The following is an 11,964-nucleotide window of genomic DNA, read 5'->3' as shown; positions in this document are numbered from 1 at the left end:
TCCACGACCGCTGAACATGTAACAACGCTCAAGCCGCGTTCTGCCGCGCCGATAACCCACCATTGCCCCGAGGAGTCACCATGGACGTCGCCCTGACCAACAGCATCGTCAACACCGCTACCAACCTGGCCAGCGCCAAGACGTCGGACGCCTTGAACATGGTGGTACTGAAAAAGGCGCTGGACATGCAGGCCGTATCGGCCGCCACCATGATCGACGCCATGCAGCAGTCCATGCCCCAGCCCCAGCTGGCCACCAGCGGCACGCTGGGCACCAACGTCAACACCTTCGCCTGAGAGGCTGAGCCCCTCCCGTCTGGGCACCTCAGCGCAAACGCGCAGGCGACAGCCCTTCCACCCCCACGCCCTCGCGCACCAGCTCCTCGGCCAGCGGCTCGCCCCGCAACAGTTGCCGCGCCAGCAACGAGGCGCCCGCCGCGCTCTGAATCCCATACCCGCCCTGCCCGGCCAGCCAAAAGAAGCCGGGCACGTGATTGTCCCAGCCGATCACCATGTCGCCATCCGACACGAAGGAGCGCAGCCCGGCCCAGGTGTGCGACGGCCGGCGGATCTGGAAGCGGGTCATTTCCTCGATGTGATAAATCCCGGTGGCCACGTCGAGCTCTTCCGGCACCACATCGTGCGGATGTGTAGGGTCGGCATTGGCCGGTGAGCCCAGTAGTTGCCCCGCGTCGGGCTTGAAGTAAAAGCTCTCGTCGATGCCAATCACGGCTGGCCAGTGGGTGGCATCCATGCCCTCGGGCACCGGGAAGGTGAATGCCGTGCGGCGGCGCGGCTCCAGCCCGATGGGTGGCACACCGGCCAGGCCCGCCACCACATCGGCCCAGGCGCCCGCAGCATTGACGATGATGGGGGCAGCAAACACCCGCCCATCGGCCAGCGTCACTTGCCATACATCACCCTCGCGGCGCACAGCCATGACCTCGGCGTTCGTCAGCACCTGGCCGCCGCGCTGGCGCAGGCCGCGCAGGTAGCCCTGGTGCAGGGCGTTCACATCAATGTCGGCCGCCTCGGGCTCGCTCATGCCGGCTGCCACAGCCTCGGGTTTGAGGCAGGGCAGCATCGCCAGCAGCTCAGCCTTGTCCACCCATTGCACATTGGGCGAGGTGGCGTGCGCTTCGTCGTAGGTCTGCTTGAGCAGGTCCAGCTGGTCCGGCCCGGCCACATAGACCACGCCCCGGGGCGAGAGGATGGGGTCAGCGCCAAACTCCGCCGGCGGCGCGTCGTAAAACGCGCGGCTCGCCCGGGTCAGCGCCTGGATGTTGGGCGTGCCATAGGTCGCCATGTAGAGCGCGGCCGAGCGGCCGGTGGTGTGATAGCCGGGCTGCGATTCGCGCTCCAGCAGCAGCACGCTGGCGCTCTGCCCTGCGGCGCCGGGCTGCACCAGTTGCCAGGCCACGGAGGCCCCGGCAATGCCTCCGCCGATGACGATGGTGTCTACGGTTTGCATCTGCTCCTCCTGCTCAAACGGCCGACACCTGCGCTGCCGATGCCGCACGGTCGTCACGCGGCAGGCTGCGGGCATCGCGGGGGTCGGGTGCCACGGTCACGATGGAGGTCAGCGCGGGTTCGGCATTGGTTTGCATCAGCTTGGCGATGTCGGGCCGGGGCCGTGCCAGCCCAGCAATGCCCTTGAACGCCTGCTCCAGCGCATGCCCCACGCCCAGCGTGTGGCGGTCGGCACGGAAGCGCCCCACGATCTGCAGGCCAAACGGCATCCCGGCGTCGTCCAGCCCACAGGGCAGGCTCAGCGCCGGGTGGGTGGTGAGCGTGGTCACATAAGTCAACGCCAGCCATCGGTAGTAGTTGGCCTGCGGCTCGCCGTTGATATGGCTGGCAAACAGCTCGGTCCACGCAAACGGCGACACCGGCGTGGTGGGCGCCAGGATCACGTCGTACTCTTCGTACAGCTTCTGGAACCGCGCCAGGATGCGTGTCTGCTCGGCCTGCGCCCAGGCGCTGTCGAGCAGCGTCATGGCGGCGCCCATTTCGTAGTTGGCGCGGGTGTTGGGGCCCAGGGTGGCGGGGTCGCGCTCGTAGGCCTCGCGCGTGCTGGCCACAAAGGCTTCGGCGCGCAGCACGTCAAAGCAGCGGTGCACATCGCCCAGGTCAATGTCGATGGCGTCGCAACGCGCAAACAGGTGCTTCATGGCCTGTACCTTGCGGCGGAACACGGCGCGGATACCGTTGTCCACAGCGCAGGCACCAAAGTCCTCGGTATAAGCCACGCGCAGGCGGCTCAGGTCCACGGCTTCGGGCAGAAGGAAGCTCATCGGGTCCAGCGGGTAGCTCAGCGGGTCGCCCGCCGACATGCCGGCCGAGGCAGCCAGCTGCAGGCAGGCCTCCTCCACCGTGCGGCCCATGGGGCCGACCACCGAAATCGGCGTCCAGCCCAGCAGCTTGCGCGAGCTGGGCACCACGCCGGGCGAGGGCCGGAAGCCCACCACCCCGCAGATGGATGCAGGAATGCGCAGCGACCCACCCGTGTCCGAGCCCGTACACACCGGCAGCATGTCGCACGCCAGCGCAGCGGCCGAGCCGCCCGATGAGCCCCCAGCGTTCAGGTTGGGGTTGAACGGATTGCCCGTAGCGCCCCACACGGTGTTGCGCGAATTGGCACCCGCGCCCATCTCGGGGATGTTGGTCTTGCCCGTGACGATGGCGCCCGCCGCGCGCAGGCGCGCCACCAGTACGTTGTCCTCGGCCGGAATGTGCTCACGGTAGATCTGCGATCCATAGGTGGTCAGCAAGCCCGCCGTCGCCTCCAGGTCCTTCACGCCCATGGGCAGGCCATGCAGCAGGCCCAGGGGCTCGCCGCGCAGCACCGACTGCTCGGCGGCTTTGGCCTCGGTGCGGGCGCGGTCGTAGCAGGTGGCGGTGACGGCATTCACATGCGGGTTCACCGCCTCGATGCGCGCGATGCAGGCGTCGAGCAGCTCCACCGGCGAAATCTCGCGCGTGCCGATGTGATGGCGCAGTTCGTTGGCGGTCAGCTCAACCAGGGCTTGGGGGCTTGTTGTGGTCATCTCGGGCTTGTCTCCTTGTTCTGGTCACACGGGTTCAGTCTGCGGTGATGGCGGCACGCTGTGCAATGGCGCGCATCAGCGGCAGCTCCTTGTCGATCAGCTCGGCCAACACCTTGGACGAAGCATAGGACGGCTCGAACCCCACCGCGATCATCTTGTCACGCGTTTCGGGGTCCGACACCACCTGGGCCAGCGCCAGCTCCAGGCGTGACTTCACGGCCGGCGGCAGGCCACGCGGCGCCACCATGGCCAGCCAGGTGTCCATCTCCAGGCCGGGGTAGCCACTCTCCGCCAGCGTAGGCACCTTGGGCAGCAGGGCCGAGCGTTTGCCGGAGGTCACCGCAATGGCTTTGATCTTGCCGTCCTTGAGCTGCGGCAGCGCGGCCGACACGGTGTCCACCGTGAACGGGATCTGTCCGCCGAGCAGGTCGGTCATCGCGGGAGCGCTGCCCTTGTACGGCACATGCTGGATCTTGAGACCCGCCGCGTGGAAGAACATCTCGCCCGCAAACTGCGAGGTAGTGCCCGTGCCGAACGAGCCATACGAATACTTGTCGGGCGCCGCCTTCACAAGGGCCACGAACTGCTTCAGGTCGCTGGCCGGCACATCCTTGTTGGCCAGCAGAATCAACCCCGTGCGGCCCGTGATGCCAATGGGCTCAAAGCTCTTGACCGGGTCGTACGGAAGCTTGGCGCGCACGGCGGGGTTGACGGTGAAGGTGGTGCCCGAACTCATGAGCAGCGTGTAGCCATCCGGCGCGGCCCGGGCCACCGAGGTGGCGCCAATCACCGTGCCAGCGCCCGCGCGGTTGTCGATCACCACGCTCTGGCCCAGCTTGTCACCCAGCTTCTTGCCGATCAGACGGCCCAACACATCGGTGGCGCCACCGGGCGGGAACGGAATCACCAGCGTGATCGGCTTGGTGGGGAACGCAGCCTCCTGCGCCATGGCCGGAGTCCACGCAGTGGCCCCCAGGGCGGCACAGAGGACGGCAGACAAAAGCAGTTGCTTGCGGTTCATGGCGTGGCTCCAGATAAAAAAGTGAAAAGAAAAAAAGAGGAAAGAAGGTGGCGGGCCATCAGGCCTGCGCAGCCAGCACGGCCCGCCCGCGCTGCACAAAGCCTTGATACTGCGCATCGGGCACCAGCAGGCCGCCCGTGGTCCACACCAGGTGGGTGGCCTGGTGCAGCACGGCCTCAATGCCCGTGCTGCGCAGCCAGGCCTGCCCGGCCGTGGTACCCGTCAACATGGCCGGGCCGCTGAAGCCTGCGGCAGCCGAGGGCTCGATGCGCTCGCCCAGGGCATCCAGCACCCGCACCAGCTGCGCAAACAAAGTGTCGTCGGCCACCGTGAACACGCCCGACAGCAGCGGACGCATCAGCTCCGCCGCCAGCAGCGACGCACGCGGCACGGCCAGGCCATCGGCCTCGGTGCGGTTGGTCAGGCCCCAGTCGTAGACCGAGGGGTGCCGCCCCACACCTTGCGTTGCATCGGCCATCATTTGCACCATGAAGCACGGCGACTGCACCGGCTCGGCGAAAAAACAGTGCACATGCGGCCCCAGCACCTGCCGCATACCAAAGGTGATGCCCGCTGGCGCACCACCCACGCCACACGGCAGGTAAACGATGAGCGGGTGCTCGGCATCCACCGCCACGCCCTGCTCGGCCAGTTGCTTTTGCAGGTGCAGCGCCGCTGCGCTGTAGCCCAGCAGCAGCGAGAACGATTGCTCGTCGTCCACAAAGTGGCACTGCGGGTTGCTGGCCGCCTCGGCACGGCCTGCGGCCACGGCGCGTTCGTAGTCGCCCGCGTGCTCCACCACCTGCACGCCACGCTGGCGCAGGCGGTCTTTCTTCCATTCCTTGGCATCGGCCGACATGTGCACCGTGGCCTGAAAACCTAAGGCAGACGCCACCACACCAATGCTCATGCCCAGGTTGCCGGTGGAACCCACCGCCACTTGGTAACGACCCAGCAGCTCGCGCGCCTGCGGCGTCGCCAGCGCTCGGTAGTCGCCGCCGGGCTCTACCAAACCATGCTGCAGCGCCAGCCCCTCGGCAAACTCCAGCACCTCGTGCATGCCGCCGCGCGCCTTGATGGAGCCAGCGACGGGCAGGCTGTGATCGGCCTTGATGAACAGGCTCCCTTGCGCGTCGGCCATGCCCAGCGCGGGGGCCAGGGCCGCAGCAGGCAGCAGGGGCGACTCCACCACGCCTCCGGTGGCGGCGAGCTCGGGGAACACCTGCGCCAGCAGCCCGGCAAAACGGGCCAGGCGTGCAGCCGCTGCGTGCGTATCATCCAGACTAATGGTTCTGCCCAGTGCAGGCAGCGCGGCGGCGGGCTGTGCCTGCCGCGCCGGGTTGGTCCAGAGGGCGGGCTGGGCGTTGCGCAGGCGGGTGGCCAGCAAGGCATCGATGGCAGCTTGGGGTTCGGCAATCGTCATGGCGCGTTCATCTCGAAAAGTCTTGCCCCCATTCTTCGCCGGTCACGCCCCCGTCACAAACCATTTATATTGAGCGCATCATTAGTATTAATAATGGATATTCGCCTCTCCCCCTCCCTGCTCGCCTGGCTGCGCAGTTTTGATGCAGCCGCCCGCCACGGCAGCTTTACCAAGGCGGCGGCCGAGCTGTGCATCACACAGGGCGCCGTGAGCCAGCAGGTCAAGCAGCTCGAAGACTGGCTGCGCCGCCCCCTGTTCCTGCGCACGCCGCGCGCCCTGGTGCCGACGCCCGAGGGCAAATGGCTGGCCGTGGTGCTGCGAGAGAGCTTTGACGCCATAGAAAGCACCCTGGCCCAGATGCGCCAGCCGACAGAGGCCGCCACCGCCACGCTGAGCTGCTCGCCCTCGTTTGCCATGAGCTGGCTCACCCCCCGGCTGGGCGACTTCTTTCGCCAGCACCCCCACACCGGGCTGCGCGTGTTTGGCGAGTTCCACACGCTGGACCGCACCCGCATGGTGCGCGACGGCGTGGAAGCCGCCGTGCGCTTTGACCTGGGTGGTTACCGCGACCTGAATGCCACCGTGTTCCTGGACGAATGGCTCATTCCGGTGGCCAGCCCCGAGTTCCTGGCCCGACACCCTCCCATCAACGCGCCCGATGATCTGCACGGCGAATGGCTGCTGCACGACGGCAGCGCCTGGGAAGGCGCAGACACCTACGAAGAATGGCAACACTGGTTTGCGCAGATGGGCGCCGCACCACCGCCCTGGGCGGGCGGCCAGCAGTTCAACCTGTCGCAACTGGCCCTCGGCGCAGCGCTGGCCGGCCAGGGCATTGCCATGGGCCGCGCCGCGCTGGTGCTGCAGGATGTGAAGGCCGGGCGCCTGGTGCCGCTGCTGGGGCGCAGCGTGACATCGCGCGCGGCCTATTCGTTTGTGACCACCACGCACCCTAGCCCGGCAATGGAGCTGGTGAAAGAGTGGCTGCTGGAGGAGGCCCAGCGGTTTTGCACAGAGCGCAGCGAGGTATTGCCTCCGTTGGCTTCGTTGGCTTCGTTGGCTTCGTTCTAAACCGAGTCATGGCAGCGAAAATTTGTATATTTATATACTCTTTGTCTTAAAAAAGAGTATAAATATCATCATGCCAAACGATCTCATCCCCGCTCTCGCCGCCGCCCGCAAAGCCCACCAGATGACCCAGGCCCAGTTGGCCGAAAGTGCGGGTCTCTCCCGCATGACGGTGCAGCGCACCGAAGGCGGCGACCTGGACCCCCGCTATTCCACCCTGGCCGAAATGGCGCGGGTGCTGGGCATGGACATCATTGCCGTACCCAGCAGCCTGCGGCCCAGCCTGGAGGCATTCATTCAGGCCGGTGGCAAGTTTCTGGGCCAGCCCGAGGGGGTGGATGCGCCGCCCTCGGTGGTGGATAGCCTGCGCCGCTGACTCTGACGACGCACCACCCTACCGCACTGCCCAGCCCAAACCCCATGAGCACCTCCATCCGTTACCTGCGCCTGTACCTGCACCGCCCCCCGCAGGCGGACGGCAGTGCGGGCGAGTCAGGTACGACAGCCAAGCGTCGTGAGGCCATCGGCTACCTCTCGCAATACGGCGACATCCTGCGTGTGTCGTTTGACGAGAGCTACATCCGCAACCCGCAGCGCCCCACCCTGTCGCTCAGCTACCAGGGCGCGGACGAGGCCGCCACGCAGCAGATCCTGGCATCAGCACGCGATGCGCGGCTGGTGCGCACCGATGGGCGCTGGCCCGTGTACTTCCAGAACCTGCTGCCCGAAGGCCACAACCGCGAGCGGCTGGCGCGCGAGCGCGGCTGCAGCCCCGACGACGAGTTCGAGCTGCTGGCCGCTGCAGGCCATGATCTGATGGGCGCGCTGGAGGTGGAGCCCGTGCCCGCGCAAGACGGCATCCCGGACGTGGTGCGCTACTGGCACACCACACAGGGGCTCGATGTGCTGGAGCCAGGGTTTGTGGAGTTCCCGGTGGAAGACGCAGCCTCGCTCCCCGGCGTGGTGACCAAGTTCAGCGCGGTGCAGGACGGCCGCCGCTACACCGTGCACCGCCAGGGCGCGGCGGGCAGCGTGATTTTGAAGCTGCCTACCAGCGCGCACCCGGACCTGGTGGCCAACGAGTACACCGGCTACCAGCTGTGCAAGGCACTAGGGCTGAACGTGGCCGATGTGCGCGTCATCACCCGCGCCGAGGCCGACCTGCCCGACACCGTTCCCTTCAACGACATCCTGGCCGTGCAGCGTTTTGACCACCTGCCCGGCGGCGCCCGTGTGCACATGGAGGAGTTCAACCAGGTGCTGGGCTACACGCCCCGCCAAAAATACGGCAAGTCGCACGGCAAGGGGGTATTGCACGACTGGGCCACCATGCTGCGTGTGCTCAACCGCCTGAGCCGGCAGCCGGTGCAGGACACGCGAGAATTTCTCGCGCGCATGGTGGCCTTCATCCTGATGGGCAACACCGACGCCCACCTGAAAAACTGGGCCCTGATCTACCCCGATGGCCGCGTGCCCCAACTGGCCCCGCTGTATGACCCGGTATGCGTGGCCGCGTTTTTTGATGGCGTGCCAGACCAGCAGTACGCCGTGAACCGAGCCATCGACAAAACCCTGCGGGCGCTGACCTGGGATGACATGGAAGGCCTGATGAAATCCGCCGGGCTGCTGCGCGTGCCCCGGCACCTGGCGCTGCTGCGGGATGTGGTGAAGCGAGCCAGTAGCGAATGGCCGAACCTGCTGCGGGATGCCCCGTCCAGTGTACGCAGTACGGTAACCCAAAGGCTTGCGGGCGGCATAGCCCTGACTCCGTGATGATTGACCACACTGAACCGTCTTAGCTTTCTGCGTCCATCCATGTACACCCCCATCCAGAAATCCATGCTCGCGCCAGCCCATGCATCCTTGCCGCACGATGCGGAGGTGGGCGCCCTGCAAGTCCCACACATCAAGCGCTGCTGGGCGCGCTGGATGTCAACCCGGCAGGGGCTGGTTGCAGCAGGTGCGCAAGCTGAAGCCCACCGCACGCAGATCGTGCTGTCAGCGCTGGGTGTGGGGTTGGAGCAAACCATGCAGTACGTGATGCGCCAGGCCCCAGACTTTGCTACTTTTGAAGACTGGATCGTCCGCACGGGGGGCGTGCCCGACGCAATCACCGTGGAGCGACTTCAAGCGCTTGTGGAAGGCCATCCTGCACCGCAAGCCTTTGTGGAACTTCACGCCCAAATCGATGCCATGGAGCCGGTGCTGGATGCCGACGACCTGGCCCACTGGGAAACGCATGGCTATGTGGTCGTGCGCCAAGCCGTCCCCGCAGCCGACAGCGCCGCGGCAGCGCAGGTGGTGTGGGACGCAGTGCGGGCAGACCCTGCAGATGCGCAATCCTGGTATGCCCACGCCCCACGCAACACCATGGTGCAACTGTTTCAACACCCAGCTTTTGAAGTCAACCGCCGCTCCCTGCGCATCCACAAGGCGTTCGCCCAGCTATGGGGCACAGCCGACCTATGGCGCAGCACCGACCGGTGCGGCTTCAACGCGCCCGAGCGTCCCGGCTACCCCTACGGGGGCCAGGGCATGCACTGGGATGTGAGCCTCTACCAGCCCATACCCTTTGCCACCCAAGGCATCCTGTACCTGACCGACACGCCCCCCGAACAAGGCGCCCTCACCCTGGTGCCGGGATTTCATCGCCGCATGGGTGACTGGCTGAGCCAGCTCCCCGCGGATGCCGCTCCCCGCCAGCAAGACCTGCAAGCCCTGGGCGCCACGCCCATCGGAGCCGACGCAGGCGACCTGGTGATCTGGCACCAGGCCCTGCCCCACGGCCCCAGCCCCAATCGGGGCACACGGCCGCGGCTGGTGCAGTACATCAACCTGACACCTGCTCACGTGCCCTGTCATGAACACTGGGTTTGAAGTGCGGGGGAAGGAGCACAGCAGGCGCAGCAAAAACCAGAAAATTCATAGCATTCAAGGCATATAAATCAAGCACTTTGAGCCATTTTGAGCCGTACGCTCCAGCGGACATCACACCGGCGCCCCAAACCATGCACCCACCCCCGCCGTAATGGCCATGGCCAGAGCCCCCCAGAAGCTCACGCGCCAGGCCCCCACGGCCATGCTTGCGCCACCTGTGCGCGCTGCCACAGCCCCCAGCAGCGCCAAAAAGATCAGCGCCGAGCCCGCCACCGCATACAGCAGGCTGCTGGCGGGCGCCACCACGGCAACAGCCAGCGGCAGGGCTGCCCCTACCGCAAAGCTGGCGGCTGATGTAAGGGCCGCTTGCACCGGTCGGGCAGCCAGCGCTGGGGACACATTCAACTCGTCCCGCGCGTGTGCGCCCAGCGCGTCGTGCGCCATCAGCTGCGCTGACACCTGCTGGGCCAGCTCGGGGGTCAGGCCTCGGCCGACGTAGATGGCGGTCAGTTCGCGCGCCTCGGCCGCAGGGTCTGTGGCCAGCTCCGCGCGCTCGCGGTCAAGGTCTGCCTTTTCGGTGTCGGCCTGCGAATGCACCGACACATATTCGCCCGCCGCCATCGACATGGCGCCCGCCACCAGCCCAGCGACCGCCGTCACCACGATGGTGGACTGGCTCGATTGCGCAGCCGCCACGCCCACCACCAGGCTGGCGGTGGAGACGATGCCGTCATTGGCTCCCAACACAGCGGCGCGTAGCCAGCCAATGCGGTCAGAGCGGTGGCGTTCAAGGTGCAGGCGGCGTGCGGCTGAGGTCATGGGCGGGTTGTGGTGTGAGGTAAGAGTTCCTGCAGGGTAGGTGCCAATGAGGCACCCCGTCAAATCTACCGCTCGCTCAGTTGCATGAAGTACGGCCCAACAGTCATGCGCAGCTCAGGGACCGGGGGTACCCGTCACACGCCACACGGTGTTACCCACATCGTCGGCCACCAGCAGCGCACCGCGCGGGTCCACGGCCACGCCCACCGGGCGGCCCCAAGCCTTGCCGTCCGGGCTGACGAAGCCCGTGAGCACATCAACCGGCAGCCCCACAGGCTGGCCGTTGGCAAATGGCACAAATACCACCTTGTAGCCGCTGCGGGGCTTGCGGTTCCACGAGCCATGTTCACCCACATAAGCACCGCTCGCCAGCGCTGGCACCAGCGCCGGGCTGGTGGCAAACGCCATGCCCAGCGGGGCGACATGCGAGCCCAATGCATAGTCGGGCGCGACGGCCTGGGCCACCAGGTCGGGCCGGGGTGGCTGCGCGCGCACGTCCACGTTCTGGCCGAAGTAGCTGTAGGGCCAGCCGTAAAACGCGCTGTCTTTGACCGAGGTGAGGTAGTCGGGCACCAGGTCGTTGCCCAGCTCGTCGCGTTCGTTCACCACCGTCCATAGCGCGCCGGTGTCGGGTTGCCAGCCCAGGCCGTTGGGGTTGCGCAGGCCCGATGCAAACACGCGATGCGTGCCGGTCAGGCGGTCCACCGCCCAGATGGCGGCGCGCCCGGCCTCGGCGGTCATGCCGTTTTCGGCCACGTTGCTGTTGGATCCCACAGTCACATAGAGCTTGCTGCCGTCAGGGCTCGCGATCAGATTTTTGGTCCAGTGGTGGTTGATGGGGCCTGCGGGCAGGTCGATGAGCCTGGTGCCTGGGCCCACCAAACTCGTCTGTCCCGGGGTGTAGTCAAAGCGCAGCACCGCATCGGTGTTGGCCACATACAGGGCATTGCCCACCAGCGCCATGCCAAACGGCGAATTCAGATCGGCGGCAAAGGTGGTGCGGGTTTCGGCAATGCCGTCGCCGTCGGCATCGCGCAGCAAGGTGATGCGGTTGGCCGATGGCACACCGGCTCCGGCGCTTTTCATCACCCGCTTCATGACCCAGCCCTTGATGCCCTTGGCATCGTCAGGCTTGGGGGGCGCGTTGCTCTCAGCCACCAGCACATCCCCGTTGGGCAGTACCAGCAGCCAGCGCGGGTGGTCCAGCCCCGTGGCCAGTGCCGTCACTCGCAGGCCGTTCATCGGCACGGGCTGTGTGCCGGCTGGCCAGGCCTGGGCGGGTGCAATGTGCACGGTGGGCAGCAGCGCCGACGTGGGCGGGGGCAGCGTGGGCGACCGCCCCATGCCCGCTTCGGGCGGCAGGGAGACGGGGTCAGTGCAGGCACTCAAGGCGCAAAGAGTGCCGATCACGGCCACCACCCTATGCCTGCTGCGACTCCAGCCACTGTGCGCCTCGCAATGGGCGCGCCTGCCTTGCGCGCCATCAGAACCGGGGGGAGCACAACGGGGGAACAGAGACATGGCACACCTTGCAACGCAGCGCACAGGCTGCATCACGGGGCAGTGTGTGCCGCTGGCAGGAACCGGCCTGTCAGCCGGTGGCGCGAACGCCTGTCAGGCGCTGCGCTCGGGCCGCGCGCAGGGCGGGTATGTACCACTGCGCGCGGCCGTAGGGTTGCGCACCATGGGCTGATTCGCTTCGCGCTTTTC

12 protein-coding genes are annotated in these 11,964 nt (G+C 66.9%); 6 read left to right on the top strand and 6 right to left on the bottom strand.

What is annotated here, in order from left to right:
• Positions 1–80 precede the first annotated feature (80 nt).
• Entirely contained in the window at positions 81–296 is a 216-nt protein-coding gene (locus ASD75_RS08215; protein ID WP_056744641.1) for a YjfB family protein, read from the top strand.
• 28 nt (positions 297–324) lie between these two features.
• Here the strand turns inward: ASD75_RS08215 and ASD75_RS08210 are convergent, their stop codons facing one another.
• Genes ASD75_RS08210 through ASD75_RS08195 form a run of 4 tightly spaced genes read right to left on the bottom strand, consistent with a single transcriptional unit; the run spans position 325 to position 5,490 of the window.
• Positions 325–1,470, bottom strand: a complete 1,146-nt coding sequence (locus tag ASD75_RS08210; RefSeq protein WP_056744639.1) for an FAD-binding oxidoreductase — start codon at positions 1,468–1,470, stop codon at positions 325–327.
• Positions 1,471–1,483: 13 nt separating this feature from the next.
• The gene (locus ASD75_RS08205) at positions 1,484–3,046 is read right to left on the bottom strand and encodes an amidase (protein WP_056744636.1); all 1,563 of its coding nucleotides are present in this window, start codon (positions 3,044–3,046) and stop codon (positions 1,484–1,486) included.
• 34 nt (positions 3,047–3,080) lie between these two features.
• On the bottom strand, positions 3,081–4,067 hold the full coding sequence (locus tag ASD75_RS08200; protein WP_056744633.1) for a tripartite tricarboxylate transporter substrate binding protein: 987 nt from the start codon (positions 4,065–4,067) through the stop codon (positions 3,081–3,083).
• 58 nt (positions 4,068–4,125) lie between these two features.
• Complete coding sequence (locus ASD75_RS08195) at positions 4,126–5,490, bottom strand: D-serine ammonia-lyase (protein ID WP_056744631.1); 1,365 nt, start codon at positions 5,488–5,490, stop codon at positions 4,126–4,128.
• A 93-nt stretch (positions 5,491–5,583) separates the two neighbouring features.
• Between ASD75_RS08195 and ASD75_RS08190 the strand changes: the two genes are divergently transcribed.
• The 4 genes from ASD75_RS08190 to ASD75_RS08175 all read left to right on the top strand — a co-directional run bounded on the left by ASD75_RS08190 (position 5,584) and on the right by ASD75_RS08175 (position 9,435).
• On the top strand, positions 5,584–6,561 hold the full coding sequence (locus tag ASD75_RS08190; RefSeq protein WP_056744629.1) for a LysR substrate-binding domain-containing protein: 978 nt from the start codon (positions 5,584–5,586) through the stop codon (positions 6,559–6,561).
• A 70-nt stretch (positions 6,562–6,631) separates the two neighbouring features.
• Positions 6,632–6,934: a helix-turn-helix transcriptional regulator gene (locus ASD75_RS08185; RefSeq protein ID WP_056744627.1), complete on the top strand. Its 303-nt coding sequence runs from the start codon at positions 6,632–6,634 to the stop codon at positions 6,932–6,934.
• Positions 6,935–6,978: 44 nt separating this feature from the next.
• Complete coding sequence (locus ASD75_RS08180; RefSeq protein WP_056744625.1) at positions 6,979–8,331, top strand: type II toxin-antitoxin system HipA family toxin; 1,353 nt, start codon at positions 6,979–6,981, stop codon at positions 8,329–8,331.
• Positions 8,332–8,373: 42 nt separating this feature from the next.
• Complete coding sequence (locus tag ASD75_RS08175) at positions 8,374–9,435, top strand: phytanoyl-CoA dioxygenase family protein (protein ID WP_235511576.1); 1,062 nt, start codon at positions 8,374–8,376, stop codon at positions 9,433–9,435.
• Between the two features lie 111 nt (positions 9,436–9,546).
• Here ASD75_RS08175 and ASD75_RS08170 read toward each other — a convergent pair whose 3' ends face one another.
• Positions 9,547–10,254: a VIT family protein gene (locus ASD75_RS08170; RefSeq protein WP_056744623.1), complete on the bottom strand. Its 708-nt coding sequence runs from the start codon at positions 10,252–10,254 to the stop codon at positions 9,547–9,549.
• Between the two features lie 114 nt (positions 10,255–10,368).
• On the bottom strand, positions 10,369–11,643 hold the full coding sequence (locus ASD75_RS08165; protein WP_369817465.1) for a sorbosone dehydrogenase family protein: 1,275 nt from the start codon (positions 11,641–11,643) through the stop codon (positions 10,369–10,371).
• A gap of 130 nt (positions 11,644–11,773) precedes the next feature.
• On the opposite strand from ASD75_RS08165, the gene ASD75_RS23675 reads away from it, so the two are divergent.
• Complete coding sequence (locus ASD75_RS23675) at positions 11,774–11,947, top strand: hypothetical protein (RefSeq protein ID WP_156400975.1); 174 nt, start codon at positions 11,774–11,776, stop codon at positions 11,945–11,947.
• Positions 11,948–11,964: the final 17 nt, after the last annotated feature.

It is taken from the genome of Acidovorax sp. Root568, assembly GCF_001427445.1.
Taxonomy (GTDB): domain Bacteria; phylum Pseudomonadota; class Gammaproteobacteria; order Burkholderiales; family Burkholderiaceae_C; genus Acidovorax; species Acidovorax delafieldii.
This window is presented reverse-complemented; position numbering and strand designations above follow the sequence as displayed.